We start from the raw sequence: 24990 nt of genomic DNA, 5'->3' as shown, positions 1-24990 counted from the left end.
AGGAAATAGGTCTTCAAAACCGGTCGGTTACCCTCGCATAGGTACCCAGGTACATCCATCGACTCTGGAGCCCGTGAACCCGTGTTCGACACTCTCTCCGACCGGCTCACCTCGGTCCTGACGAACCTGCGCGGCAAGGGGCGGCTGTCGGAAGCCGACATCGACGCCACCGCGCGGGAGATCCGCATCGCCCTGCTCGAAGCGGACGTGGCGCTTCCCGTCGTGCGCGGGTTCATCAAGGGTGTCAAGGAGCGGGCCAAGGGCTCCGAGGTCTCGCAGGCGCTGAACCCGGCCCAGCAGGTCGTCAAGATCGTCAACGAGGAACTGGTCACGATCCTCGGCGGTGAGACCCGTCGCCTGGAGCTGGCCAAGACCCCGCCGACGGTGATCATGCTCGCGGGTCTGCAGGGTGCGGGTAAGACGACGCTGGCGGGCAAGCTCGCCAAGTGGCTGTCCGGTCAGGGCCACACGCCGATGCTGGTGGCCTGCGACCTGCAGCGGCCGAACGCCGTCAACCAGCTGCAGGTGGTCGGTGAGCGCGCCGGCGTCCCGGTGTTCGCTCCCGAGCCGGGCAACGGCGTCGGCGACCCGGTGCAGGTCTCCCGCGACAGCATCGAGGAAGCCAAGCGCGCGCAGCACGACATCGTCATCGTCGACACCGCCGGACGGCTGGGCGTCGACGAGGAGATGATGAAGCAGGCCGCCGACATCCGGGACGCGGTCTCGCCGGACGAGATCCTGTTCGTCCTGGACGCGATGATCGGTCAGGACGCGGTGACCACCGCCGAGGCGTTCCGCGACGGCGTGGGCTTCTCCGGCGTGGTGCTGACCAAGCTCGACGGTGACGCCCGCGGTGGTGCCGCGCTGTCGGTCCGCGAGGTCACCGGCCAGCCGATCATGTTCGCCTCCAGCGGCGAGAAGCTGGAGGACTTCGACGTCTTCCACCCGGACCGGATGGGCAACCGGATCCTGGGCATGGGTGACATGCTCACCCTGATCGAGCAGGCCGAGCAGGCCTTCGACCAGGAGCAGGCCGAGAAGGCCGCGGAGAAGCTGGGCACCGGCCAGCTGACCCTGGAGGACTTCCTGGAGCAGATGCAGGCGGTGCGGCGGATGGGTCCGCTGCAGAACCTGCTGGGCATGCTGCCGGGCGCGGGCCAGATGAAGGACCAGCTGGCCAACTTCGACGAGAAGCAGCTCGACCGCATCCAGGCGATCATCCGCGGCATGACCCCGGCCGAGCGCGCCGACCCGAAGATCATCAACGCCTCCCGGCGCCAGCGCATCGCGCGCGGTTCGGGCGTGACCGTCGGCGACATCAACGACCTGGTCAACCGGTTCTTCGAGGCCCGCAAGATGATGCAGCGGATGGCCGGCCAGTTCGGCGGCTTCGGCGGCGGAGGCGGCGGCAGCAAGAACCGCAAGGGCAAGAAGGGGAAGAAGGGCAAGAAGGGCAAGGGCGGCCCGACCCCGCCGAAGGGCATGAAGGGCGTGCCCGGCGGTTTCCCCGGTCTTCCCCCGGGCGGAATGCCCGGCATGGGCGGCGGAGCCGGTCCGGATCTGTCCAAACTGGACCCCACCGCCAACCAGCTCCCGCCCGGCTTCGACCCGTCGAAGCTGAACTTCGGCAAGAAGGACCAGTGACGGCGCTGCACCTGCGCGCCACGGTGCTGCCCGAGGGCGCGCAGCGGGACCTGTGGATCGCCGACGGCCGGATCTCGTGGGAACCGGTCGCCGGCGCCGAGACCGTCTTCGACGGCGGGTACGTGCTGCCCGGCCTGGTCGACGCGCACTGCCACGTCGGCATCGGAACCCAGGGGCCGGTCGAGCTCGACGAGGCCGTCACCCAGGCCGAGACCGACCGCGACGCGGGCACCCTGCTGATCCGCGACTGCGGTTCGCCGATCGACACCCGGCCGCTGCAGCAGCGCGACGACCTGCCGCGCATCATCCGCGCGGGCAAGCACCTGGCCCGCCCCAAGCGCTACATCCCGAAGCTGTCCGACGACCTCGACGACGAGCAGGACCTGCCCGCCGCGGTCGCCGAGCAGGCGGCTTACGGCGACGGCTGGATCAAGCTCGTCGGCGACTGGATCGACCGCTCGGTGGGCGACCTGGCCCCGCTGTGGAGCGACGAGGTGCTGGCCGAGGCCATCGACACCGCGCACCGGCTCGGCGCCCGCGTCACCGCCCACGTGTTCGGCGAGGACGCGCTGCCCGGCCTGATCAACGCGGGCATCGACTGCATCGAACACGGCACCGGCCTGACCGACGAGACCGTCGAACTGATGGCCGCACGCGGGACCGCCCTGGTGCCGACCCTGGTCAACGTGGAGAACTTCCCGGGCTTCGCCGCCGCCGCGACGAAGTACCCGGACTACGCCACGCACATGACCGCCCTCTACGAGCGCGCCGACAGCACCGTGGCCAAGGCCATCGAGGCCGGCATCCCGGTCTACGCGGGCACCGACGCCGGAGGCGGCATCCCGCACGGCGTGCTGGCCGATGAGGTCGCCGCGCTGCACCGCGTCGGCATGTCCACCGAGCAGGCCCTCAGCGCGGCCTCCTGGGGCGCGCGGGAGTGGCTGGGCTGGTCGGGCCTGGAGCACGGCGCCCTCGCTGACCTGGTGTGCTACGACGCAGACCCGCGCAAGGACCTGGACGTTCTCCGCTCGCCGAGTCGAATCCTGCTAGGCGGCAAGGTCTTCTAGTCCTTCGAACAGTCTGAAAACGGTCCCCGCAATCGTTTCCGCCTCCGATCGGCGACACAGCGTTCCCGTGTGCGAACCCTTAGGGTTGGTAGGTCGAGGGGAGCGTCTTGTGGGGGAGAAGCGGGATCCTTACCTTCAACCGATGCGTCGGGTGGACGGCACCGCCGACCTGCACCCCAAGTTCTGGGAGGCGCAGCTGGAAGCGGCCAGACGGGGCTCGCTGGCCTGGGGCTTCGCGGCGTTCTTCCTCGGATACGGCGGCTACTACCTGGCCGTGGTCATCCTCGGCGCCGTGCGGGAGCCCGACGGCGGGTTCAACCCCTCGCAACCGCCGAACACCGGCCCGCTGCTGCTGGTCGCGTTCGCGCCGAACATCCTGCTCGGTCTGATTCCCGCGGTCTTCTCGTGGTGGCGGGGTCACGGGCTGCGCGCCGACTTCGGCATCCTGCCCCGGCGCCGCGACGTGAAGGTCGGCCTGATCTGCGGGCTCTGCGCGCTGTTCGGTTCGTGGATGGTGACGCTGGTGGTCATCGCGGTCACCGGCCCGCCCCCGGAATCCGACCTGACCAGGCTGATGCAAGGAGACCGGACGGTCTGGTTGTTCCTGTTCGCGCTGTTCGCGTTCCTGGGTGCGCCGCTGACCGAGGAGCTGCTGATGCGCGGTGCCCTGTGGGGCGCGATGGAGCACTACCGGATCCCGCGCGTCGCGATCCTCATCCTGACCTCGGTGATCTTCGCCCTGATACACCAGGAGGTGTGGCGGACGCCGGTGCTGTTCGTCGGCGGGCTGGCCATCGGGATGGCGCGGATGATCACCGGGCGGGTGTCGGCCAGCATGGTCGCCCACGCCACCAACAACTTCCTGCCGGCACTCCTGCTGTTCGCCGTGGCCAGATGAACACTCCGCCCGAGACGAGGTGATCGTGACCCGGCTCGGCACCGCAGTAGTCTGACGGCTTCCGCCGGTGTCAGCCGACATCGTCACGCGGGTCGTCGATCCGCTGTTCGGCATCACGGAGGCGCTCGTGCACACACAAGAATCCGGAGTCGGCGATCCGGCACCCGGCGGCCGCACCTGGGTGGCCGAACCGCCGGTGCGCACGCACCGCTGGGGGCTGGGGGCCTTCTTCTTCGCCGAAGCGGTGTTCGTGCTGACCTCGGTGGTGCTGGCCGCCGCGTTCGGCGCACCGGGCGTGTGGTCCATCGTGCTGATGCTGGTGCTGCCGACCCTGCTGGCAGGTGGTGTGGCGGTGCTCATCACCGTGCTGCGCGGCAACGGCCCCGTGCAGGACTTCGGGCTGGAGTGGCGCTGGTCGGACGTCAGGACCGGGCTGGCCATCGGTGGCGTCGGACTGGTCACCACCACGATCGCCACCATGCTGTGGACGCACTGGGCCGAGCCGGGTCAGACGTCCACGGTGAGCAGCGTCCTCGACGGCGTCCGGTTGCCGCCGGTGGTGGCGGTGCTGCTGTGCCTGCACGTCTGGCTGGTCGCACCGCTGTGCGAGGAGCTGCTCTACCGCGGTCTGCTGTGGGGCGCGATGGAGCGGCTGCGCTGGAGCCAGCTCAACGTGTTCGTGCTGAGCACCGCGGTGTTCGCGATCGGCCACCTGGAGCCGGCCCGCACCTGGCTGCTGCTGGTGATCACCATCCCGATCGGTCTGGCCAGGATGGTCACCGGTCGCCTCACGGCCAGCGTGATCGCCCACCAGGTCAACAACTTCCTGCCCGCACTGGGCCTGCTCCTGGTCTCACTGGGCCTGATGCCCACCTGAGCCGACCATCGGGCAAGCGGCGGAGCCGGCTTTCTCGGTGATCCACCTGAGCAGCTGGCGCCGCCGGAGGTTCTCAGACGTCCTCTGGTGAGGACGCCGTGACGCCGTGTATTGGCATACATCAGGAGCGGCGCCCGGAGCCAGAGGGCGTCTGAGGTTCTCCTACCCGCACCGCCGAGCAAGATGCCCCGGTCGCCACTGGCGATGAGCGTCTGGCAGAATGGGTTGCTGTTCGCTGCTTGGGGTCCCTCTCACCTCTTGTCGGCGATTTGACCTACGAGCTTTGCGAATCGCTGCCCCACGCGGTTTGCGCATCGCTCACCGGAGCACCAATGAGAGTCTGAGGAGCACCAGCACCCGTGGCTGTGAAGATCAAGCTCGCGCGGATCGGCAAGATCCGGGAGCCGCACTACCGCATCGTCATCGCGGATGCCCGCACCCGTCGCAACGGCCGGGTCATCGAGACGATCGGTCAGTACCACCCGAAGGAGAACCCGAGCGGCATCATCGTCGACTCGGAGCGGGCGCAGTACTGGCTGGGTGTCGGCGCGCAGCCGACCGAACCGGTGCGCAACATCCTGGAGATCACCGGCGACTGGCAGAAGCACAAGGGCCTGCCGGGCGCCGAGGGCACCCTGAAGGTCGCCGAGCCGAAGACCAGCAAGCAGGAGCTGTTCGAGGCCGCTCTCGCCGCCGCCGGCGAGGAGCCGACCGTCGAGGCCACCACCCCGAAGAAGAAGGGTGGCAAGAAGTCCGAGGCCAAGGCTGAGGACAAGGCCGAGGACAAGGCTGCCGAGCAGAAGTCCGAGGACGGTCAGGCGTGACGGTCCTCTCGGACGCGCTTGAACACCTGGTGCGCGGCATCGTCGACAACCCCGACGATGTCCGCGTCCAGCTGCTGACGACCCGGCGTGGTCGCACCCTCGAGGTGCACGTCAACCCGGACGACCTGGGCAAGGTCATCGGACGCGGCGGGCGCACCGCCACCGCGCTGCGGACCGTGATGACCGGCATCGGTGGTCGCGGTATCCGGGTCGACGTGGTCGACACCGACCGCTGATCGGGATGAACGAACTTCAGCCGGAGGCCCTCGCAGTGGGGCGCGTGGTGCGGCCGCATGGCGTGCGGGGCGAGCTCGTCGTCGAGGTGCTCACCGACAGCCCGGAGCTGCGGTTCGTTCCCGGCTCGGTGCTCGGATTGAAGCGCCGAGGAGCCGGTCAGAGCAAGAACAAGAGCGCGCAGAGCCTCACCGTGACAGCCGCCCGGCAGCACGCCGGGCGGCTGTTGGTGCGCGCTGAGGGCGTGGACGGCCGGGACGCGGCGGAGGAGCTGCGCGGTGCGCTGCTGACGGTCTCCGCCGACGAGGCCGAGTCGCCCGAGGACCCCGACGAGTTCCACGACACCGAGCTGATCGGGCTGCGCGCGGCCCTGGTCTCCGGTGAGGACGTGGGCGTGGTGCGCGACGTGCTGCACTCGCCCGCGGGCGAACTCCTCGCGATCACCATCGCGGACCCGGAGGCCGAGAAGGGCGAACGAGAAGCCCTGGTGCCGTTCGTCTCCGCCATCGTCCCCGAGGTCGACCTCGACGCCGGCAGGGTCGTGCTCGACCCGCCCGAGGGCCTGCTGGACTGAGCCGGCGGTCGAGGCGGTCGTGCGCAGCGCGAGTTGCTCGAAGCGGCTTCGCCGGCGTGCAAGGATCCACCGCAGTGCGCCCGTTCGCGGGCGTTTCCCAGACGAGGCCACCATGCGCATCGACGTCATCACGATCTTCCCCGACTACCTGAACCCGCTGCGGGAAGCGCTGCTGGGCAAGGCCATCGAGCGCGAGCGGATCTCCGTCGGCGTGCACGACCTGCGCGACTGGACCCACGACGTGCACCGCGCGGTCGACGACAGCCCCTACGGCGGCGGCCCGGGCATGGTGATGAAGCCCGACGTCTGGGGCGAGGCCCTCGACGAGGTCTGCGCCGCGCAGGAGGCCACGCCCCGGCTGGTCGTGCCGACCCCGGCCGGGCGGCCCTTCGACCAGAAGACCGCCGTGCGCTGGTCGCAGGACCCGTGGCTGGTCTTCGCCTGCGGCCGGTACGAGGGCATCGACCAGCGGGTCATCGACGACGCCGCCACCCGGATGCCCGTCGAAGAGGTCTCCATCGGCGACTACGTGCTGGTCGGCGGTGAGGTCGCCGCGCTGACGATGATCGAGGCCGTTGTGCGGCTGCTGCCCGGAGTGCTGGGCAACCCGCTGTCGGCGGAGCAGGACTCCTTCTCGGACGGTCTGCTGGAGGGCCCCTGCTACACCCGTCCCGAGGTGTGGCGCGAACGCCCGGTTCCCGACGTCCTGCGCTCGGGCAACCACGCCGCGATCGCCCGCTGGCGGCGGGATCAGGCGCTGGAGCGGACCTACCACCGGCGGCCGGAACTGCTCTCGGCGTTGCCCGAGGGGGACCTGGATAAGGCCGACCGGAAACAGCTCGATAAACTGCGTGCGTCGGATGCTTCCGACGATGTCGGTGAGACCGGAGACGCGTCGCGCTGAGCCCCTCGTTGAAGGGGCCGGATCGGGCGACGAAATGCGGATCTGGCACACTGGACAGGTTGATGCAGTCGAGCCACCTGGTTCGACATGCGCAAAGAGCAAGTTCACCCCGTGTCGGGCGGTGCCCACCTTCCAGGTCGGGTCATCGACATGTGAGAACACGGGTGCCTTCGACACGGATGAGGACGGACCACCGATGAACACCCTGGACGCGTTGGACGCCCAGTCGCTGCGTTCCGACATCCCGGCCTTCCGGCCCGGTGACACGCTGAAGGTTCACGTCCGCGTCATCGAGGGTTCGCGCGAGCGGACTCAGGTCTTCCAGGGCGCAGTCATCCGCCGCCAGGGCGATGGCATCCGGGAGACCTTCACCGTGCGCAAGGTTTCCTTCGGTGTCGGTGTGGAGCGGACTTTCCCGGTGCACACCCCGAACATCGCGCAGATCGAGGTCGTCTCGCGCGGCGATGTCCGGCGGGCGAAGCTGTACTACCTGCGCGACCGGCGCGGCAAGGCGGCGAAGATCAAGGAGAAGCGGGAGACCGCTTCGGCGTCCTGATCGACGCGAGACGTTGCAGTTCTGAGGGGCCCGGCCGCGAAAGCGTCCGGGCCCTTCTGCTGTCCACCTTCGGGTGATCAATGCAGGCCCAGCGAGTGCAGGTGCTGACCCCGGAACGGGATGTTCCGGAAAATCGCACGTCATCGAGGCGGAACCGGGCGGGTTTCCCGGTCCGCCGCGCCGGGGGAGCGCGAGGGCCCCTGAGCCGGTTCAAGTAGCCTGGCCGGGTGGCCGACGTCATGCGCAGCGGATCAGCGGAAGAGCCCCAGGACTCGGAGCACCGTGAGGGTGCTCCCGACAGGGGGTCTCAACACCCGAAGTCGAAGGGCAAGAAGAAGTCTTCCTTCTGGGTGGAGTTGCCCATCCTGATCGTGACCGCCCTGGTGCTCACGGTGCTCATCCAGGCGTTCCTGGCCCGGGTGTACGTGATCCCGTCCCAGTCGATGGAGCAGACGCTGCACGGCTGCACCGGTTGCAACAACGACCGGGTGCTGGTCGACAAGGTTTCCTACCGCTTCTCCGAACCCGAGCCCGGCGACGTCGTGGTCTTCCGCGGTCCGCAGCCGTGGGTGCAGAACGAGTTCACCGCCGAGGAGTCCACCAACCCGGTCGCGGGCTTCTTCCAGGGCGCGGTCGCGCTGCTGGGCTTCGGCGCGCCGGACGAGAAGGACTTCGTCAAGCGGGTCATCGCCGTCGGCGGCCAGACCGTCGAGTGCTGCGACCCGCAGAACCGGGTCCTGGTGGACGGCAAGCCGCTCAACGAGCCCTACGTGTACTGGGAGCCGGGCCGCGGCGTCGGCCAGGACGAGTTCGCGCCGGTCACCGTTCCGCAGGGGCACCTGTGGGTGATGGGTGACAACCGCAACGACTCCTCCGACTCCCGCGTTCAGGGCGGTGGCGGCACCAACGGCGCCGTCCCGGTGGACAACGTCATCGGCAAGGCGCAGGTGATCGTGCTGCCGCCGACCCGCTGGCAGAGCATCCCGGAGCCCAACCCGCAGTCGACGGCGCTGGGTGCGCCGGCCTGGCAGGGCGGGCTGCCGCTGGGCGTGGGGTTCGCCGCGGCGTTCCCCGCGGTCTGGATGGGTCGTAGGCTCGTCGGTGCAGTGAGCAAGCGACGGCAGTCGGAGTGACATCGAAGTGACGGTGACGGACTTCCGGCCACCCCGGTCGGTGATCCGGCGCAGCAGCGGCAACTGGGCCCTGCAGAGCGCCCTGGATCGCCGGGGGCTGGGCCCGGTCGCCGGTGTGGACGAGGCCGGGCGAGGCGCGTGCGCCGGGCCGCTGGTGGTCGCCGCGTGCGTGCTCAAGCCGGGTGATGCGAAGCGCTTCGACGGCCTGACCGACTCCAAGGTGCTGACCGAGGCCGACCGGGAGCGGCTCTACGACCGCATCACCTCGCGCGCGCTGAGCTGCTCGACCGTGGTGATCCCGGCCGAGGACGTCGATGCGCTGGGCATTCACGTCGCCAACCTGGAGGGCATGCGCCGCTCGGTGGCGCAGCTGACCGAGCACCCCGGCTACGTGCTCACCGACGGTTTCAAGGTGCAGGGCCTGGCGACCCCGAGCGTGGCCGTCGTCAAGGGAGACCTGGTCGCGGCGTGCGTGGCGGCGGCATCGGTGCTGGCCAAGGTCACCCGGGACAGGTTGATGGCCGGTGAGCTGCACGAGGGGTTCCCGGAGTACGCCTTCGACGTGCACAAGGGCTACAGCACGCCGCTGCACTCGGCGCGCATGACCGAGCACGGTCCGTGCGTCCAGCACCGCTGGTCCTACGCGAACGTCGTGGCCGCCGCCACGAAGCACGGGATGCGCTCGCCGCGCGCTGTGACCAGCAAGCCCGGTTTGTTCGATGCTTCGAAGGGGGAAGTGGTGGACAATGAGGCCTTGTAGTCCGAACGGAAACGCAGAAGGGCTCGCACACCGATGAGCGCCGAGGATCTCGAAAAGTACGAGACCGAGATGGAGCTGCAGCTCTACAAGGAGTATCGCGACATCGTCGGTCAGTTCACCTACGTCGTGGAGACCGAACGGCGCTTCTACCTGGCCAACGCGGTGGACGTGCAGGTGCGCAACTCCGACTCGGAGGTCTACTTCGAGGTGTCGATGTCCGACGCCTGGGTTTGGGACATGTATCGCCCGGCGAGGTTCGTCAAGAACGTTCGGGTGATCACGTTCAAGGACGTCAACGTCGAGGAGCTGGACAAGCCCGATCTCCGGTTGCCGGAGAACGGGCCTTTCGGGTCGTAGGGGAACCCGGAACACGTCGCAGGCGCCCGGACGGTCGAATTCGACCGTCCGGGCTTTTTCGTGCGCGCAGTGCGATCGAGTGGTTCTGTGAATACCCGGATACACGAAATCCACCACACGTAGGTGTGAGCACTGATTGTCCACAGGGGACCAATTCATCCACAGATTCGGAAATCTGTTTGGCATTTCGGCTCGGGATGGGCAACGTGGAGTTCATCCCGTTCCCGGAATGGCTGGTGCTGAGCGGTTTTCACCCCTCCCGGAACGGGAACCGTCGATTCGATTCCCGAGGAGGTTCCCCGTGGGCACCGAGAAGATCACCGCGCCGCTGTCCGATCACCTGGCCGGCGGGCGCAGGCACGAGCTGGGCAGGGTCGGCGAGCGGATGGCCGCCGAGCTGCTGGAGCGGAGCGGGCTGATCGTGCTGGACCGCAACTGGCGATGCCCGCGCGGTGAGCTCGACATCGTCGCCACCGATGGAGACCTCGTGGTGTTCTGCGAGGTCAAAGCGCGATCCGGGGTGGATTACGGCGGCCCGCTGCACGCCATCGGCCCGGACAAGATCGCCAGGGTGCGGGGTGTGGCCAGGGCGTGGCTCTCCGAGCGCGACCTGGTCGGCTGCCGGGTCCGCTTCGACGTCGTCTCGGTGCTGTGGCCACCGGGGGAACCCGCGCGCGTCGAGCACCTCGAGGGGGTGTTCTGAGATGGCGCTGCGCAAGACCTGGGCCGTCGCCCTGTTCGGCGTCGACGGAGTGCTCGTGGAGATCGAGGCCGACGTGCGCTCCGGGCTGCCCTCGGTGCAGTTGATCGGCCTGCCCGACAACGCGCTGAAGGAGGCCAAGAACCGGGTGTCCGCGGCCATCCAGAACTGCCGGGAGGAGTGGCCGGCGGACCGGGTGATCACGCTGGCGCTGTCGCCGGCCGCTCTGCCCAAGGGCGGCACGTCCTACGACCTGGCGCTGGCCTGCGCGGTGCTGGCCGCCAGCGAGCAGGTGCCGCCGCACCGGTTGCGGGGCACGGTGCTGTTCGGCGAGCTGGCCCTCGACGGTCGGCTGCGCGGGGTGCGAGGGCTGCTGCCCGCGCTGCTGGCCGCTCGCCGGTCCGGTGTGCGGCGCGCGGTGGTGCCGGTGGACGGCTTGGGCGAAGCGCACCTGGTGGACGGCATCGAGATCCTCGGCGCCGAGCACCTGCAGGAGGTCATCGCGTGGCTGCGCGAGCTGGCGGAGCTGCGGGAGGACCCGCCGCCGGTCGTCGAGCCGGGGCGCGAGGGCGTGCCGGACCTGTCCGACGTGCTCGGTCAGCCGGAGGCGCGCTGGGCGCTGGAGGTCGCCGCCGCCGGTGGCCATCACCTGCTCATGGTGGGGCCGCCGGGCACCGGCAAGACGATGCTGGCCAAGCGGCTGTGCGGGCTGCTGCCCGAACTGACCGTTACCGAATCGCTGGAGGTCACGGCTCTGCGCTCGCTGAGCGAGGAGTCCACGGAGTTCCTGGTGCGCCGACCTCCGTTCGTGGCCCCGCACCCGTCGCTGTCGATCCCGGCGCTGATCGGCGGCGGCACGGGACTGGCCAGACCGGGAGCCGTCAGCCGGGCGCACCGGGGGATCTTGCTGCTCGACGAGGCGTGCGAGCTCGGCCCGAAGCGGTTGGAGGCGTTGCGCACGGCACTGGAGGAGGGGGAGATCAGATTGGCCCGTCGCGACGGCACGCTGCGCTACCCGGCGCGGTTCCAGCTCGTGCTGGCCACGAACCCGTGCCCCTGCGCACCGCCCCGTGAGCTGGACTGCCAGTGCGCTCCGCAGGCGCGGCGGCGCTATCTGGGCAAGTTGTCCGGTCCGCTGCTGGACCGGGTGGACCTGCGGGTGCGCACTCGGCCGATCTCGGCGATGAGCACCCGCGCGGGCACCGAGCCGGAGAGCACGGCGGTCGTGCGCGAGCGGGTCGAGCGGGCGCGGGCGGTGGCGCGGGAGCGGTGGGCCGATCACGGCTGGCAGACCAACACCGAAGTGCCAGGGCCGGCGTTGCGCAAGGAGTTCGCGCTGCCGGAGCAGACGACGGCGCTGCTGGAACGGGGATTGGAGGCGGGCGCGATCACCGCGCGCGGAGCCGACCGGTGCCTGCGGGTGGCGTGGACGCTGGCGGATCTCGACGCGAGTCCCCGGCCAACGGCCGATCACGTCGCCGCAGCGCTGGAGTTCCGGGACAGGAGGGCGGTGTGATGGGCGCGTGGGCTTCGCTGAGCGAGAAGACCAGGCAGGAACTGCTGCAGGCCAGGGCTTTCCTGTCGGCGGTGGCCGAGCCACCGGCCCGGGCCTTGGCCCGGTTCGTCGCCGAGCGCGGTGCGCGGGGCGCCGTGGACGCGATCCTGCGGCGGCGGGCACCGGAACCGGTGCTGGCGGAGGTGGAGGCCAGGCGTGACGCAGTGTCGGGCGAGCGGCTGCTGCGCGCGGGCGAGGCGGCGGGACTCCGGCTGTTCATCCCGGAGCGGCCGGATTGGCCGTGCGAGGCGTTCTCGGAGCTCACCGGCGCGCGCGAGATGGACCTGCCGGACATGGCCGAGCCGCTCGCGCTGTGGGTGCGCGGGCGGGCCGAGCCCGCGGCGTGCACCGAGCGCGCCGTGGCCGTGGTGGGAGCTCGTGCGGCGTCCGGGTACGGCGAGCACGTGGCGGCGGAGTTCGGCCACGGCCTGTCCGGGGCGGGGTTCACCGTGGTCTCCGGCGCGGCCTACGGCATCGACGGTGCGGCGCACCGGGGCGCGCTGTCGGCCGGTGGGCGCACGGTGGCGTTCCTGGCCTGCGGCGCGGACGTGGACTACCCGGCGGGACACGGCAGGTTGCTGCGCGCCATCGCCGACCAGGGCGCGGTGATCAGCGAGTACCCGCCGGGAACGCCACCGCGCAAGCACCGGTTCCTGGTGCGCAACCGGCTGATCGCCGCGATGGGCCGGGCCACCGTCGTGGTGGAGGCGGGCGCGCGCAGCGGTGCGGCCAACACCGCCAACACCGCGGATCTGCTGGGGCGTCCGGTGCTGGCGGTGCCGGGTCCGGTCACCTCGCAGAACTCGGTGGGTTGCCACGCGATGGTGCGCTCGGGGCAGGCGGTGCTGGTCACCCGCACCGAGGAGGTCGTCGAGCTGCTCAGCCCGCTGGGGGTGAGCCCGGTGGAGGAGGTTGTTGCCCGGTCGCGCGCCACGGATCGGCTGCACCCGGACGCGCGGCGGGTTCACGACGCGCTGAGGGGCGTGGAGTCCGCGGGGAATGACGAGCTGGCCCGCGACTGCGGGTTGCCGCTGGGGCGGGTGCGGGCCGTGCTCGTCGAGCTGGAACTCGGTGGTTTCGCGAAACGGACGGAAAGCGGGTGGATCGCGATCACGAGTTGAGGAGAAAGATGCAGGAAAGGTAAGTGAAAGAGATTCCGGAGAATGGAAGGGGAAACCGACTCCGATCTGCGTGTTCGGCCGTGGACAGCCGCTCGCCACAGCGATTTTCGTGTCAACACGTAATGGCATGATTTCGCAACGTGAGTTCGGAAACAGCGCAATTCGCGTGGCGATGCTTGACCGGCGAATCGATTGCGACGAGCGTCGTGGGTATGACCGGTGGACGTCCCGCGCGAGCGAGCCGACCCGACCTCCGCGAGGTTCGGGCCGGACTGCCTGAAGAGCTGGGCTCCGCTGTGGACTCCTTCGAGCGGCACCTCGCCGTCGAGCGGGGACTCTCCGCCCACACCGTGCGCGGATACGTCACCGACGTCGTCTCGCTCTTAGCCCACCTGGCCGGAGTCGCGGGCGACGCCGGGGTGCGCGGGCTCGACCTGTCGGTGCTGCGGGAATGGCTGTCCACCCAGCACAGCGCGGGTGTCAGCCGATCGACGCTGGCCCGCAGGACGGCGTCCGCGCGCGCGTTCACGGCGTGGGCGTTCAAGGCCGGGCTGCTTCCCGCCGATCCCGGCCCGCGGCTGGCCGTTCCCTCGCGCCCGCGCAAGCTGCCGCCGGTGCTGCGCGCCGACCAGGCCGGCGAGGCGATGAGCGCGTCGGCATCCGGCGCCGAGCAGGGCGATCCGGTTGCTCTCCGTGATCACGCGGTCGTGGAAGTGCTGTACGCCACCGGTGTTCGGGTGGCCGAACTGTGCGGCCTGGACGTCGGCGATGTGGACCGTGAAAGACGTGTGCTCCGCGTCATCGGCAAGGGCGACAAGGAGCGCGCTGTGCCGTTCGGCCTGCCCGCCGATGCGGCACTCGGTCGATGGCTCCACAGCGGGCGGCCTAAACTGCTACGTGATCCGTCAAACTCGGCGTTGTTCCTGGGAGTCCGGGGTGGACGCCTCGATCCCAGGACAGCGCGGCGGACCGTGCACGACGCCGTCGGCGCGGTCGGCGGTGCGCCGGATCTGGGGCCGCACGGACTTCGGCACTCGGCTGCGACCCATTTGTTGGAAGGTGGCGCAGACCTCCGTAGCGTTCAGGAGTTGCTTGGTCACGCTACGCTCGCAACGACCCAGCTTTACACCCACGTGACCGTTGAACGGCTGAAGGCGATCCATGACCGAACCCACCCCCGTTCCTGACCATGCCGGGGGCGGCGCCAACACGGTGGCCGCGAGATCGAGCTCGGCACCGGTGAGCGCCCGCGACCACGACGGTGCGGCCAACGGAAACCGGCCGAAGCTGCCCGGTGCACTCGCGCTGGCCACCGTCGAGTCGGCGTGGGGAACCAACGGCCAGCGCAGCGGTGACGAGGTCGAAGCCGGCATCGTCGCGCTGTGGCAGGCGTTCGGGGAACGGCCGACCCAGGAGCTGCGCGACCGGCTGGTGCTGCACTACGCGCCGCTGGTCAAGTACGTCGCCGGACGTGTGGGCACCGGCCTGCCCTCGCACGTGGAGATCTCCGACCTGATCCAGTCCGGGATATTCGGCCTGGTCGACGCGATCGAGAAGTTCGAGCCCGAGCGCGGGCTGAAGTTCGAGACCTACGCGATGCAGCGCATCCGAGGTGCGATCCTCGACGACCTGCGCGCCCAGGACTGGGTGCCGCGCTCGGTGCGCAGCCGCGCGCGCGACGTGGAACGGGCTTTGGAGCGCCTGGAGGCCAAGCTCCAGCGCACGGCCACGGATGCGGAACTCGCCGACGAGCTCGAACTGTCCCTCGAAGAGCTGCGCGAACTGTTCGCGCAGCTGCAGATGACCAGCGTCGTCGCGCTGGACGACCTGATCGGCGCAGGCCACGCGCAGGCGTCGCTGGCCGAGACGCTGCCGGACGACCGCGCCGAGGACCCGGTGGCGGCGCTGGTCGATCGCGACAGCCGCCGCCAGCTCGCCGAAGCCGTCGAGCGGCTCAGCGAGCGGGACCGGGTCGTGGTGACCCTCTACTACTTCGAGAACCTCACGCTCGCCGAGATCGGCCGAGTCCTGGGCGTCACCGAGTCCCGCGTCTGCCAGCTGCACACCCGAGCGGTCCTGCGGCTGCGCACGAAGCTCACCGAACCGGGCTGATCCCCTCCTCACCAGGGCAGCAGCCGCACGCGGCCCGGTGCGATCAGTTCCAGGGGGTCCCGGTAGCGCTCGCCCTCGCGCAGGCCCCAGTGCAGGCACGCGGGGTGCGCGCACCCGGGATGCCCGGGTTCCAGGTGGCCGATCACCTGACCCCGCGCGACCCGATCGCCCGCCGCGACGGCCGGGGCGACCGGTTCGTAACTGGTGCGCAGTCCTCCGGCGTGCTCGACCGACACCACCGCGCGGTCGACCAGCCAGCCCGCGTGCACCACGACCCCGTCGGCGGCCGCCAGCACCGGCTGTCCGGCCTCGCCGACCAGATCGACTCCGCGATGCCCCGGGCCGAACGCCGAATCGGGCGCCTCGAACGGCCGTGCCACCGCGGGTGGCGGGGCCAGCGGCCAGCCGAAACCCGCGGCTGAGCTCGGCTCGGCGGACCGCGCGGGCGAGGCCGGTGGTGCGGCCGCCGCGGTAAGGGCTGCGGAGCAGGCGAGGGCCGCGCCGGAGAGGATCGCGATCAGGATTCGCATGGATCCAACGTGGCCCGCCCGAGTCGGCGATGACCAGGACCGACGGCGAATCTGTGGACAAACCGGACCGCTGTGGACAACTCCTGGTGCGCGGTCGGGTGGTGGGTTGCGCGTCCAGTACACTGTTCACGCGGTTTCGTGTCCGCGCGAACCGACTACGCGTGCCCGCGCGTAGGCCGCCGCTCAGGTGGCCCCGGATTCTTCCGGGTCCCTGTCGGCAGGCCACCGGGTCCTTCGCGGTCCTGCTCCACGTTCCAACGGGGTGGGTGGGGGATCTGGGCCGGGCACCAGGGCGGCGAGTCACCCGGCTCGTCGCGGCAACCCAAACGCGCGCCCGCAGAGGGCGCGCCCGACTCAAGAGGTGAACACAGGCCATGGCCGTCGTCACCATGAAGCAGCTGCTCGACAGCGGCGTGCACTTCGGGCACCAGACCCGTCGCTGGAACCCGAAGATGAAGCGCTACATCTTCACCGAGCGCAACGGCATCTACATCATCGACCTTCAGCAGACGCTGACCTACATCGATGGTGCGTTCGACTTCATCAAGCAGACCGTCGCCCACGGGGGCACGATCCTGTTCGTCGGCACCAAGAAGCAGGCGCAGGAAGCGATCTCCGAGCAGGCTCTGCGGGTCGGCATGCCGTACGTCAACCAGCGCTGGCTGGGCGGCATGCTCACCAACTTCCAGACCGTTCACCGCCGTCTGCAGCGTCTCAAGGAACTCGAGACCATGGAGCAGACCGGTGGCTTCGAGGGTCGCACCAAGAAGGAAATCTTGATGCTGACCCGCGAGAAGGACAAGCTGGAGAAGACGCTCGGCGGTATCCGCGACATGTCCAAGGTGCCCAGCGCCGTGTGGATCGTGGACACCAAGAAGGAGCACATCGCGGTTGGCGAGGCTCGCAAGCTGGGCATCCCGGTTGTCGCGATCCTGGACACCAACTGCGACCCGGACGAGGTCGACTACCCGATCCCGGGCAACGACGACGCGATCCGCTCCGCCGCGCTGCTGACCCGCGTGGTCGCCGATGGTGTTGCCGAGGGCCTGATGGCCCGCAGCGGCCGCAACAACGGCGCCTCCGAGGGTGGCGAGGAGAAGCCGGCCGGCGGCGAGCCGCTGGCCGAGTGGGAGAAGGAACTGCTGGCCGGTTCCGGCCAGGCCACCGAGGGTGGCGAGCAGCAGCCCGCGCAGTCCTGATCACTCGCGCTGCGCACCCGTTGAATCCGGCGGGTGCGCAGCGCGATCAGGCTTCCCGCCAGTCACACTGGCAACCGACCCACGCCGGGCCGAGAGCACGGCCGCTGATCGCGGCGCATCGCGCGGTGCTGGGTCGAGCATTCGCAAAAGATCTTCCACCTCCGTATCAACAGGGACGGACTACGCACGATGGCGAACTTCAGTGCGGCCGACGTCAAGCGTCTTCGCGAGCTGACCGGCGCCGGCATGATGGACTGCAAGAAGGCTCTTGAGCAGAACGAGGGCGACTTCGACAAGGCTGTCGAGAGCCTGCGCATCAAGGGTGCCAAGGACGTGGGCAAGCGTGCCGAGCGCGCCACTGCCGAGGGCCTGGTCGCCGCCGAGGGCGGCGTGCTGATCGAGATCAACAGCGAGACGGACTTCGTCGCCAAGAACGACGAGTTCATCGAGCTGGCCAACAAGGTCGTCGCAGCGGCCGCCGCCGCGGGTGCGACCGACGTCGACTCCGCGCTGGCCGCGAAGCTGGACGACAAGACCGTGGCCGACGCCGTGCAGGAGCTCTCCGCCAAGATCGGCGAGAAGCTGGAGCTGCGCCGGGTCCAGAAGTTCGACGGTCAGGTGGCCACCTACCTGCACCGCCGCTCCGCGGACCTGCCCCCGGCGGTCGGCGTGCTGGTCGAGTACACCGGTGACGACGCGGACGCCGCTCGCGGTGCCGCGATGCAGGTCGCCGCGCTCAAGCCCACCTACCTCTCCCGCGACGAGGTCCCCGAGGACATCCAGGCCAACGAGCGCCGGATCGCCGAGGAGACCGCCAAGGAGGAGGGCAAGCCGGAGAAGGCCATCCCGAAGATCATCGAGGGTCGCCTCAACGGCTTCTTCAAGGAGAACTGCCTGCTGGACCAGCCGTCCGTGCAGGACAACAAGAAGACCGTCAAGGCCCTGCTGGACGAGGCCGGTGTGACCGTGACCGGGTTCGTCCGGTTCGAGGTCGGACAGGCCTGATCCCGCGCCGCGCGGCTGCCGGCCGCACCCCCGTGGGGTTCGGCCCGGCGGCCGTGGAGGACGGCACGGCGCCCCGCCTTCGTTGTTCGAGGCGGGGCGCTTTTGCAAGGTAAGGGCGGTTCCGCTCCTCGCGGGGCCGCGCCGGGTATCGGTCGCTCACGAGGCGGGTATCCGGTTCTCGACCCGCACACCAGTTGGCGAAGTGAACATTCAAGACCTCGCGGGAGGATTCAAGTGACCGACGACGGCCCGGCGAAGCGTGGTTACGGTCGCGTGCTGCTCAAGCTCGGCGGCGAGATGTTCGGCGGCGGCAGCGTCGGAATCGATCCCGAAGTGGTCGCCACCGTGGCACGCCAGATCGGCGAGATCGTCGCCGACGGGGTCGAGGTGGCCATCGTGATCGGCGGTGGGAACTTCTTCCGCGGCGCGGAGCTGCAGCAGCGCGGCATGGACCGCGCGCGCGGTGACTACATGGCGATGCTGGGCACGGTGATGAACTGCCTGGCGCTGCAGGACTTCTTGGAACGCGAGCACGGGATCGACACCCGGGTGATGACCGCGATCACGATGGGTCAGGTCGCCGAGCCCTACATCCCGCGGCGCGCGATGCGACACATGGAGAAGGGCCGCGTGGTCATCTTCGGCGCCGGCACCGGCATGCCGTACTTCTCCACCGACACCACCGCCGCGCAGCGGGCGCTGGAGATCGGCTGCGAGGTCGTGCTGATGGCCAAGGCCGTCGACGGCGTCTACACCGCCGACCCCAAGACCACGCCGGACGCGAAGCTGTTCGAGCACATCACCCACCGCGAAGTGCTGGAACGCGGCCTGAAGGTCGCCGACGCCACGGCGTTCAGCCTGTGCATGGACAACGACATGCCCATCCTGGTGTTCAACCTCCTGGAGGAAGGCAACATCGCCCGCGCGGTCGGCGGTGAGAAGATCGGCACGCTGGTCAGCACCCCGGGCGCCGAGCAGCTTTGATGGTGCTGGATCCTGATCTGGTCGCGGGGCCGCCTGGGAGGCGAGCCGTGCGACGCGCAACACTTGCACAGTCCACTGGTCGGCAGACTTAAGGAGCAGCCGTGATCGACGAAGCTCTTCTCGAAGGCGAGGAGAAGATGCAAAAGGCTGTGGAGGTGGCCAAGGATGAGCTGGCCTCCGTCCGCACCGGTCGCGCGAACCCCGCGATGTTCTCCGGCATCGTCGTCGACTACTACGGATCGCCGACGCCGCTGAACCAGCTCGCCAGCGTCTCCGTCCCGGAGGCCCGGCTGGTCGTCATCAAGCCTTACGACGGCAGCCAGATCCAGGCGATGGAGAAGGCGATCCGCGACTCCGACCTCGGGGTCAACCCGTCCAACGACGGCCAGCTGATCCGCGTCGCGATCCCGCAGATGACCGAGGAACGCCGCAAGGAGATGGTCAAGCTCGCCAAGACCAAGGGCGAGGAAGGCCGGGTCACCATCCGCGGCATCCGCCGCAAGGTGAAGGAAGAGATCGAGCGCATCGTCAAGGACGGCGAAGCCGGCGAGGACGAGGGTTCGCGTGCGGAGAAGGAACTCGACAACCTGACCCACCGCTACACCGGTCAGGTCGACGACTTGCTCAAGCACAAGGAAGCGGAACTCCTCGAGGTCTGAGTGGTGACGCCCGGCCAGTGTGCAGACGAGTCCGGAATGTCGGCCGACGACGTTCCGGACCCGCCTTCGCGTCCATCCCGGGCCGGTCGTGACCTCCGCGCCGCCATCGGCGTCGGGGTCGTGCTCGGGGCGGCCGTCATTCTCTCGTTGCTGATGGTGCGGTTCGTGTTCATCGGCATCGCCGCAGCGGCTGCTCTGGTGTCGACCATCGAGCTGGCCCAGGCCGTGCGACGCGCGGCGGGCATCCGGGTCTCGTTAGTCCCGGTGCTGGTCGGCGGGCAGGCCATGATGTGGCTGTCCTGGCCGTTCGGGCTGCGCGGCATCCTGATCTCGTTCGCGATCACCGTGCTGGGGTGCCTGGTCTGGCGGTTCCGCGACGGCATCGACGGATACCTGCGCGATGTGACCGCCTCGGTGTTCACCGCCGCCTACGTGCCGCTGTTCACGGCGTTCGCCGCGATGCTGGTGCGCCCGGAGGACGGTGCGTTCCGGGCGCTGGTGTTCCTGATCTGCGTGGTCGCCTCGGACACCGGTGGGTACGCGTTCGGCGTGCTGTTCGGCAAGCACCCGATGGCCCCGGTGATCAGCCCGAAGAAGTCCTGGGAGGGCTTCGGCGGGTCGCTGGTCGGCGGCGTGCTGGCCGGTGCGCTGTCGGTGTGGTTGCTGCTCGACGGCCAGTGGTGGATGGGTGTGCTGGTCGGCGCCGCGCTGGTGTGCAGCGCGACCGTTGGCGACCTGATGGAGTCGGTGATCAAGCGCGACCTGGGCATCAAGGACATGGGCAACCTGCTGCCCGGTCACGGTGGCCTGATGGACCGGATGGACTCGCTGCTCCCGTCGGCACCGCTGGCGTGGATGATGCTGTTCTGGCTCATCCCCAGCTGATGCGTGCCTGGCGGGAGAAGCAGGTTCCGGAGGTCACGCCGAGCCCCAACATCTGGAACTGGCCGGAGGTCTACGAGGCGGAGAACCACGCCCAGGACGCGGTGGGGGCGCTGTGGAAGGCGCTGCGCGCCGAGCGCGACTGGGCCGGTCTGGACGTCGTCGACGTGGGCTGCGGCGACGGCTTCCACCTGTCCGTTTTCGCGGCCACGGCCCGTTCGGTGATCGGAGTCGAACCGCACGAGCCGCTGGCCGAACGCGCACGCGCCCGCACGGCGGGCACGCCGGGCGTGGACGTCCGGGTCGCTCCGGCCCAGCGCCTCCCGCTGGCCGACGGCAGCGTGGACCTGCTGCACGCGCGCACGGCGTACTTCTTCGGGCCGGGATGCGAGCCGGGTCTGGCGGAGGCGGAGCGGGTGCTGCGTCCAGGCGGCACGATCGCGATCGTCGACCTGGACACGGCGAGCCCGCCCTACGGCGACTGGATGCGCGCCGACGCCCCGCAGATCGATCCGGGCAAGATCGAGTCGTTCTTCACCCGCCACCACTTCACCAGCACGACGGTGCCCACGCTCTGGCGCTTCCACGACCGCCAGACGCTGGAGGCGGTCCTGCGCATCGAGTTCTCCGCGAAGACCGCGGCCCGGGCGGCGGCCGAGTCCCCGGGCAGGACCATCCCGGTCACCTACCGCCTGCGGACCCGCACCAAGCCCACGGGCCTGCTCGCCACCTGAGCCCGCGACGTCGTGCCGCTACCGAGCTCACTCCCGCGAGCGTTCACCCAGAGCGTGAAGATTCGAATTTCGCGCGAATTTCGAGTCGAAAGTGCGGCGTCCGAATTTCGCGCGAAATTCGAATCCGGCCTTGGCGGCGGCGCCGGGTCTTGTCGCCTCAGAAGGTCTCGCCGGCGGGTTGCCGGGTGACGGCGTTGACGCGGTTGAAGAGGTTGGACAGGCCGATCATGAGCGTCAGGGCCGCGATCTGCTCCTCGTCGTAGTGCTCGGTGATCCGCTTCCAGAGCTCGTCGTCGACGGCGTCGCCCTTGTCGGCGAGACGGGTCGTGGCCTCGGCCAGCTCCAGCGCGGCGCGCTCGCCGTCGTCGAAGAAGGGAGCCTCCCGCCAAGCGGCCACCGCCCAGAGCTTGTCGTCGCTGGTCCCGAGCTCCTTGAGCTGCTTGGAGCTGTAGTGCGCGCAGAAGCTGCACCCGTTGATCTGGCTGGAGCGCAGGTGCACCAGCTCCAGGGTCTCCGCCGGGATGTCGACCGAGTGCACGGTCTTCATCAACGCCTGGATCGACTTGAAAGCGTCCGGCAGGAGCATCGCGGGGTTGTTCATCCGTGCTTGCATGAGTGCCTCCGGTGTCACATGAGCCGGTTCCGGCTCGTCTACCCCCATGACGGGCGGCGACGGAGGAATGTGACCGATGGACGACAGCGATTTCCTGGCGAAGCGGTTCGAGCAGCACCGCAGGCGGTTGAAGGGGGTCGCGCTGCGGATGCTCGGCTCGCACGCCGAGGCCGAGGACGCGGTGCAGGAGGCGTGGCTGCGCGTGGACCGCGCGGGCGCCGATGACGTCGCCAACCTGGGCGGCTGGCTGACCACGATCATCGGCCGCGTGTGCTTGGACATGCTCCGCGCCCGCCGCTCCAGGCCGGAGCAGCCGGCCGACGACCTGCCCGAGCAGTCGGACGGGCCGACGCCGGAAGCGGAAGCGGTGATGGCCGACTCCGTCGGGCTGGCCCTGTTCGTCGTGCTCGACACCCTCGAACCCGCCGAGCGCCTCGCGTTCGTCCTGCACGACATGTTCGCGGTGCCGTTCGACGACATCGCCCCGATCGTGGGACGCAGCTCGACGGCCACCCGGCAGCTCGCCAGCCGCGCCCGCCGCCGGGTTCGGCAGAGCGGGCAGCCGGAACCCGACCTGGTCGCGCAGCGCGAGGTCGTCGACGCGTTCCTGCGCGCGGCCCGCGAAGGCGACTTCGAGGGCCTGCTGAACGTGCTCGCCCCCGACGTCGTGCTGCGCGCCGATCAGCGCGCGATGGACACCGCCGCCCGCGCTCGCAAGGCCGGTGCCCCCGCGCTCACGGCCGAGTCGCGCGGTGCGGACATCGTGGCCCGGGCGTTCCACAACAGCGCCAAGGGGGCGCGTCCGGCGCTGGTCGCCGACGCCATCGGCGCGGCTTACGCGCCTCGAGGCAAGGCGCACTCGGTGTTCCTCGTGACCGTCCACGACGGACGGATCACCGAGATCGAGGTCATCGGCGACCGCGACCACATCGCCGAGCTCGACCCGCTGGTGCTGGACTGATCACTCGGGGGTGCGGCGGTCGGTGTCGATGACGGTGAAGCTGGCACCGACCACGTCCCGGACCACGGCGATTCGCCCGTGCGGGGAGTCGGTCGGTTCGCGCAGCACCTCGCCGCCCAGCGACTGGGCCTTGGCGACCGCGGCGTCGGCGTCGTGGTCGGGGTTGACCTGGAAGTACAGCTGCCAGTGCGACGGGACGTCGGCGGGCAGCGCCCGGCTCGACTCGAAGCGGCCCAGCATCGGCTGGTCGCCGACGTGCCAGACGGTGAAGTCGAACTCGCCGCCCGGCTCGCCGATCTGCTCCTGCCGGTAGCCCAGCAGCTCCGCGTAGAAGGCGTCGACCGCCGAGGCGTCGCGGGTGTGCACCTCGGCCCAGCACAGCGCGCCCGCTCGCGCCCAGCCGAACACGGCGTTCTCCGGTGCCTCCCACAGGCCCACGACCGCTCCGCCCGGGTCCTCGGCGATCAGGAACATCTCGTGCCCCGGAGTTTCGGTCGGCGGGACGAGGACCTTCCCGCCGAGCGCCCGGATCCGCTCGGTCGCGCGGCGGGTCGACTCGCACTCCAGGTACAGCGTCCAAGCCGACGGGATGTGGTCGGAGTCGGGCTTGAGCAGCCCGGCCACCGGTGTGTCGTCGCGGAACGCGATGCTGTACTCGCAGCGCTGCACCCAGCGCCAGCCGAACAGCCCGGTGTAGAACTCGCGCGCGGCTTCGACGTCGTGCGACGTCAGGTCGGTCCACCCGGGTGCACCCAGTGCGATGCTCACAGCGATCACTCCCGAAAACGGCGCCAGAGGCCCCTCGACGCGTTCGAGCGGGCCCTTTCTGTAGGCAGCGTCACGTCTTCGTCGTCCTCCCGCAATGCGAAGCCCCCGAATGACGGCTTGATCGGCGTCCGAGCGCGTGATCGACTGGGTGATGTCGTATGCACGTAGTCGGGTTTTTCGGGAGCAGCCATGGCATTCCGCGCGGCGCAGCCGGTGACCGCGGGCCTCAGCCGGCTTGCTCAGTTGGACCGTCACGAGCGCGCTCGCATCATCCGGCAGCTGTGCCAGCAGCACCCCGTGTTCCGCTCGATGCTCCGGCAGGCGGCCATCGCGCGAGCGGTCGCGTTCGGGTCGGCCCTGGCGCTGGGCACTTCGGTGATCACGCTGGCCCAGGCGTTGAACATGTGGATCACCGCGAGCCTGGTCTTCGCCGGCATGGGCGGCTTCTGCTACGTGGCGGTGTCGTTGACCAGCAGCCGCTTCGACCTGCTCATGGCGGTGCTCGGCGCGCACCGGACCGACGAGCTGCACAGCAGGCTGGTCACCGAGCAGATCTACGGCGAAGAGGTCGCCCAGTCGGAGCCGCTACCGGATCGCCCGCCGCAGCAGGTGGTGTGCTCCCACGCGATCGGTTCGCGGCTGACCGGCGAACCTAGTTCTGCACACTGATCGACAGCGCCGCGACGATCTCGTCACCCACGAAGTGGGTTTCGGCGTGCGGGGGCTCGCCGACGCGCACCACCAGCGGTCCGCCGAAGGGCTTGCGCTCCACGATCTCGATGCGCGCTCCCAGCGTCATGCCGTGCTCGGTCAGGTAGCGCAGCAGCTCGGAGTCGGTGTCCCAGACGCGCGCGATGGTGCCGATCGTGCCGGGCTCGATCTGGTCGAGCTGCAGGGTCTTGGGCACGGGGAGCAGGCCGTCGGCGGTGGGGATCGGGTCGCCGTGCGGGTCGATGGTCGGGTTGCCCAGCTTGGCGGAGATGTGCTCGACGAGCTCGTCGGAGACGGCGTGCTCCAGCGCGTCGGCTTCGATGTGGACCGCGTCCCAGCTGTAGTCGAGCTCCTCGACCAGGAACAGCTCGATCAGCCGATGCCTGCGCAGCACCGAGTGCGCGAGCCTGCGGCCTTCGGTGGTGAGCTCGACGCTGCGGTAGCGCACGTGGGTGACCAGGCCCAGCTGGTCCAGCTTGTTGATCATGCCCGAGACCGAGGAGGGGCTGAGTCCGAGTCGCGCGGTCAGCGTCGCGTTGGTGACGGGCTCGCCCCGTTCGCTGAGCCCGTAGATCGCCCGGAGGTAGTCCTCCACCGAAGGCGACGGGCGCTCGGTTTCGCTCGGCAT

29 protein-coding genes are annotated in these 24990 nt (G+C 69.7%); 25 read left to right on the top strand and 4 right to left on the bottom strand.

Features of this window, described 5'->3' with window-relative positions; genetic code table 11:
* Nucleotides 1–81: 81 nt before the first annotated feature.
* The 17 genes from ffh (at nt 82) to whiG (ending at nt 15316) form a co-directional block, all read left to right on the top strand.
* On the top strand, nt 82–1644 hold the full coding sequence (gene ffh / locus KBO27_RS25230) for a signal recognition particle protein (protein WP_210972355.1): 1563 nt from the start codon (nt 82–84) through the stop codon (nt 1642–1644).
* Complete coding sequence (locus tag KBO27_RS25225; RefSeq protein ID WP_210972354.1) at nt 1641–2711, top strand: metal-dependent hydrolase family protein; 1071 nt, start codon at nt 1641–1643, stop codon at nt 2709–2711. The genes ffh and KBO27_RS25225 overlap by 4 nt, the downstream gene beginning before the upstream one ends.
* Before the next feature lie 142 nt (nt 2712–2853).
* Complete coding sequence (locus KBO27_RS25220; protein WP_132677806.1) at nt 2854–3609, top strand: CPBP family intramembrane glutamic endopeptidase; 756 nt, start codon at nt 2854–2856, stop codon at nt 3607–3609.
* A 181-nt stretch (nt 3610–3790) separates the two neighbouring features.
* Nucleotides 3791–4486: a CPBP family intramembrane glutamic endopeptidase gene (locus KBO27_RS25215; RefSeq protein WP_372448880.1), complete on the top strand. Its 696-nt coding sequence runs from the start codon at nt 3791–3793 to the stop codon at nt 4484–4486.
* 359 nt (nt 4487–4845) lie between these two features.
* Nucleotides 4846–5310 carry a 30S ribosomal protein S16 gene (gene rpsP, locus KBO27_RS25210; RefSeq protein ID WP_210972353.1) on the top strand — a complete coding sequence of 155 codons (465 nt, stop codon included), beginning with the start codon at nt 4846–4848 and terminating at the stop codon, nt 5308–5310.
* A complete protein-coding gene (locus tag KBO27_RS25205; RefSeq protein ID WP_093413382.1) occupies nt 5307–5546 on the top strand; it encodes an RNA-binding protein in 240 nt (79 codons plus the stop codon). The genes rpsP and KBO27_RS25205 overlap by 4 nt, the downstream gene beginning before the upstream one ends.
* Nucleotides 5547–5551: 5 nt before the next feature.
* Entirely contained in the window at nt 5552–6118 is a 567-nt protein-coding gene (gene rimM, locus KBO27_RS25200; protein ID WP_210972352.1) for a ribosome maturation factor RimM, read from the top strand.
* A gap of 112 nt (nt 6119–6230) precedes the next feature.
* Nucleotides 6231–7022, top strand: coding sequence for a tRNA (guanosine(37)-N1)-methyltransferase TrmD (gene trmD / locus KBO27_RS25195; protein ID WP_210972351.1), 792 nt, complete (start codon nt 6231–6233; stop codon nt 7020–7022).
* A 196-nt stretch (nt 7023–7218) separates the two neighbouring features.
* On the top strand, nt 7219–7578 hold the full coding sequence (gene rplS / locus KBO27_RS25190; RefSeq protein ID WP_132627488.1) for a 50S ribosomal protein L19: 360 nt from the start codon (nt 7219–7221) through the stop codon (nt 7576–7578).
* 227 nt (nt 7579–7805) lie between these two features.
* The gene (gene lepB / locus KBO27_RS25185) at nt 7806–8711 is read left to right on the top strand and encodes a signal peptidase I (RefSeq protein ID WP_307870603.1); all 906 of its coding nucleotides are present in this window, start codon (nt 7806–7808) and stop codon (nt 8709–8711) included.
* Between the two features lie 7 nt (nt 8712–8718).
* On the top strand, nt 8719–9471 hold the full coding sequence (locus KBO27_RS25180) for a ribonuclease HII (protein ID WP_132677798.1): 753 nt from the start codon (nt 8719–8721) through the stop codon (nt 9469–9471).
* Nucleotides 9472–9504: 33 nt separating this feature from the next.
* Nucleotides 9505–9828, top strand: coding sequence for a DUF2469 domain-containing protein (locus KBO27_RS25175; protein ID WP_132627485.1), 324 nt, complete (start codon nt 9505–9507; stop codon nt 9826–9828).
* A gap of 301 nt (nt 9829–10129) precedes the next feature.
* Nucleotides 10130–10531 (top strand): YraN family protein, encoded by a 402-nt coding sequence (locus tag KBO27_RS25170; RefSeq protein WP_307870602.1) that lies wholly within the window; start codon nt 10130–10132, stop codon nt 10529–10531.
* Between the two features lies 1 nt (nt 10532).
* Nucleotides 10533–12044: a YifB family Mg chelatase-like AAA ATPase gene (locus tag KBO27_RS25165; RefSeq protein WP_210972349.1), complete on the top strand. Its 1512-nt coding sequence runs from the start codon at nt 10533–10535 to the stop codon at nt 12042–12044.
* Nucleotides 12044–13204 (top strand): DNA-processing protein DprA, encoded by a 1161-nt coding sequence (dprA, locus tag KBO27_RS25160; protein WP_210972348.1) that lies wholly within the window; start codon nt 12044–12046, stop codon nt 13202–13204. The genes KBO27_RS25165 and dprA overlap by 1 nt, the downstream gene beginning before the upstream one ends.
* A 212-nt stretch (nt 13205–13416) precedes the next feature.
* On the top strand, nt 13417–14391 hold the full coding sequence (locus KBO27_RS25155) for a tyrosine recombinase XerC (RefSeq protein ID WP_210972347.1): 975 nt from the start codon (nt 13417–13419) through the stop codon (nt 14389–14391).
* On the top strand, nt 14366–15316 hold the full coding sequence (whiG, locus tag KBO27_RS25150) for an RNA polymerase sigma factor WhiG (protein WP_210972346.1): 951 nt from the start codon (nt 14366–14368) through the stop codon (nt 15314–15316). Before KBO27_RS25155 ends, whiG begins: the two co-directional genes overlap by 26 nt.
* An 8-nt stretch (nt 15317–15324) precedes the next feature.
* Here the strand turns inward: whiG and KBO27_RS25145 are convergent, their stop codons facing one another.
* The gene (locus KBO27_RS25145) at nt 15325–15846 is read right to left on the bottom strand and encodes a M23 family metallopeptidase (RefSeq protein WP_210972345.1); all 522 of its coding nucleotides are present in this window, start codon (nt 15844–15846) and stop codon (nt 15325–15327) included.
* 374 nt (nt 15847–16220) lie between these two features.
* Here KBO27_RS25145 and rpsB point away from each other — a divergent pair, with 374 nt between their 5' ends.
* From rpsB to KBO27_RS25115, 6 genes are all read left to right on the top strand, one after another.
* Nucleotides 16221–17045 (top strand): 30S ribosomal protein S2, encoded by an 825-nt coding sequence (gene rpsB / locus KBO27_RS25140; RefSeq protein WP_132620855.1) that lies wholly within the window; start codon nt 16221–16223, stop codon nt 17043–17045.
* 189 nt (nt 17046–17234) lie between these two features.
* On the top strand, nt 17235–18050 hold the full coding sequence (gene tsf / locus KBO27_RS25135; RefSeq protein ID WP_132684411.1) for a translation elongation factor Ts: 816 nt from the start codon (nt 17235–17237) through the stop codon (nt 18048–18050).
* A gap of 234 nt (nt 18051–18284) precedes the next feature.
* Nucleotides 18285–19034, top strand: a complete 750-nt coding sequence (gene pyrH, locus KBO27_RS25130) for a UMP kinase (protein WP_210972344.1) — start codon at nt 18285–18287, stop codon at nt 19032–19034.
* 101 nt (nt 19035–19135) lie between these two features.
* Nucleotides 19136–19693 carry a ribosome recycling factor gene (frr, locus tag KBO27_RS25125; protein ID WP_132620852.1) on the top strand — a complete coding sequence of 186 codons (558 nt, stop codon included), beginning with the start codon at nt 19136–19138 and terminating at the stop codon, nt 19691–19693.
* Between the two features lie 36 nt (nt 19694–19729).
* On the top strand, nt 19730–20578 hold the full coding sequence (locus tag KBO27_RS25120; protein ID WP_132677781.1) for a phosphatidate cytidylyltransferase: 849 nt from the start codon (nt 19730–19732) through the stop codon (nt 20576–20578).
* Nucleotides 20578–21309, top strand: a complete 732-nt coding sequence (locus KBO27_RS25115) for a class I SAM-dependent methyltransferase (protein WP_210972343.1) — start codon at nt 20578–20580, stop codon at nt 21307–21309. The genes KBO27_RS25120 and KBO27_RS25115 overlap by 1 nt, the downstream gene beginning before the upstream one ends.
* Nucleotides 21310–21466: 157 nt before the next feature.
* Here KBO27_RS25115 and KBO27_RS25110 read toward each other — a convergent pair whose 3' ends face one another.
* Nucleotides 21467–21922 (bottom strand): carboxymuconolactone decarboxylase family protein, encoded by a 456-nt coding sequence (locus KBO27_RS25110; RefSeq protein ID WP_210972342.1) that lies wholly within the window; start codon nt 21920–21922, stop codon nt 21467–21469.
* Nucleotides 21923–21998: 76 nt separating this feature from the next.
* Here KBO27_RS25110 and KBO27_RS25105 point away from each other — a divergent pair, with 76 nt between their 5' ends.
* Complete coding sequence (locus tag KBO27_RS25105; protein ID WP_210972341.1) at nt 21999–22883, top strand: sigma-70 family RNA polymerase sigma factor; 885 nt, start codon at nt 21999–22001, stop codon at nt 22881–22883.
* Here KBO27_RS25105 and KBO27_RS25100 read toward each other — a convergent pair whose 3' ends face one another.
* Nucleotides 22884–23651, bottom strand: coding sequence for a VOC family protein (locus tag KBO27_RS25100; RefSeq protein ID WP_210972340.1), 768 nt, complete (start codon nt 23649–23651; stop codon nt 22884–22886).
* 189 nt (nt 23652–23840) lie between these two features.
* Between KBO27_RS25100 and KBO27_RS25095 the strand changes: the two genes are divergently transcribed.
* Nucleotides 23841–24320 carry a hypothetical protein gene (locus KBO27_RS25095; RefSeq protein WP_210972339.1) on the top strand — a complete coding sequence of 160 codons (480 nt, stop codon included), beginning with the start codon at nt 23841–23843 and terminating at the stop codon, nt 24318–24320.
* Here KBO27_RS25095 and KBO27_RS25090 read toward each other — a convergent pair.
* A complete protein-coding gene (locus tag KBO27_RS25090) occupies nt 24304–24990 on the bottom strand; it encodes a metal-dependent transcriptional regulator (RefSeq protein WP_210972338.1) in 687 nt (228 codons plus the stop codon). The two genes, KBO27_RS25095 and KBO27_RS25090, sit on opposite strands and share 17 nt — an antisense overlap.

Source organism: Saccharopolyspora endophytica (genome assembly GCF_018070075.1).
In the GTDB taxonomy this organism is placed as follows: domain Bacteria; phylum Actinomycetota; class Actinomycetes; order Mycobacteriales; family Pseudonocardiaceae; genus Saccharopolyspora; species Saccharopolyspora endophytica.
The sequence above is the reverse complement of the archived record's forward strand: the minus strand, read 5'-3'. Positions and strand labels throughout refer to the sequence as shown.

Coding starts and splice junctions, on each gene's coding strand:
- KBO27_RS25110 (WP_210972342.1), bottom strand. CDS start 21,922: ATGCAAGCACGGATGAACAACCCCGCGATGCTCCTGCCGGACGCTTTC.
- rimM (WP_210972352.1), top strand. CDS start 5,552: ATGAACGAACTTCAGCCGGAGGCCCTCGCAGTGGGGCGCGTGGTGCGG.
- KBO27_RS25095 (WP_210972339.1), top strand. CDS start 23,841: ATGGCATTCCGCGCGGCGCAGCCGGTGACCGCGGGCCTCAGCCGGCTT.
- KBO27_RS25155 (WP_210972347.1), top strand. CDS start 13,417: ATGACCGGTGGACGTCCCGCGCGAGCGAGCCGACCCGACCTCCGCGAG.
- KBO27_RS25090 (WP_210972338.1), bottom strand. CDS start 24,990: ATGCCGAGCGAAACCGAGCGCCCGTCGCCTTCGGTGGAGGACTACCTC.
- KBO27_RS25220 (WP_132677806.1), top strand. CDS start 2,854: ATGCGTCGGGTGGACGGCACCGCCGACCTGCACCCCAAGTTCTGGGAG.
- KBO27_RS25175 (WP_132627485.1), top strand. CDS start 9,505: ATGAGCGCCGAGGATCTCGAAAAGTACGAGACCGAGATGGAGCTGCAG.
- whiG (WP_210972346.1), top strand. CDS start 14,366: ATGACCGAACCCACCCCCGTTCCTGACCATGCCGGGGGCGGCGCCAAC.
- KBO27_RS25115 (WP_210972343.1), top strand. CDS start 20,578: ATGCGTGCCTGGCGGGAGAAGCAGGTTCCGGAGGTCACGCCGAGCCCC.
- KBO27_RS25165 (WP_210972349.1), top strand. CDS start 10,533: ATGGCGCTGCGCAAGACCTGGGCCGTCGCCCTGTTCGGCGTCGACGGA.
- rpsB (WP_132620855.1), top strand. CDS start 16,221: ATGGCCGTCGTCACCATGAAGCAGCTGCTCGACAGCGGCGTGCACTTC.
- KBO27_RS25145 (WP_210972345.1), bottom strand. CDS start 15,846: ATGCGAATCCTGATCGCGATCCTCTCCGGCGCGGCCCTCGCCTGCTCC.
- KBO27_RS25105 (WP_210972341.1), top strand. CDS start 21,999: ATGGACGACAGCGATTTCCTGGCGAAGCGGTTCGAGCAGCACCGCAGG.
- dprA (WP_210972348.1), top strand. CDS start 12,044: ATGGGCGCGTGGGCTTCGCTGAGCGAGAAGACCAGGCAGGAACTGCTG.
- rplS (WP_132627488.1), top strand. CDS start 7,219: ATGAACACCCTGGACGCGTTGGACGCCCAGTCGCTGCGTTCCGACATC.
- tsf (WP_132684411.1), top strand. CDS start 17,235: ATGGCGAACTTCAGTGCGGCCGACGTCAAGCGTCTTCGCGAGCTGACC.
- trmD (WP_210972351.1), top strand. CDS start 6,231: ATGCGCATCGACGTCATCACGATCTTCCCCGACTACCTGAACCCGCTG.
- KBO27_RS25120 (WP_132677781.1), top strand. CDS start 19,730: ATGTCGGCCGACGACGTTCCGGACCCGCCTTCGCGTCCATCCCGGGCC.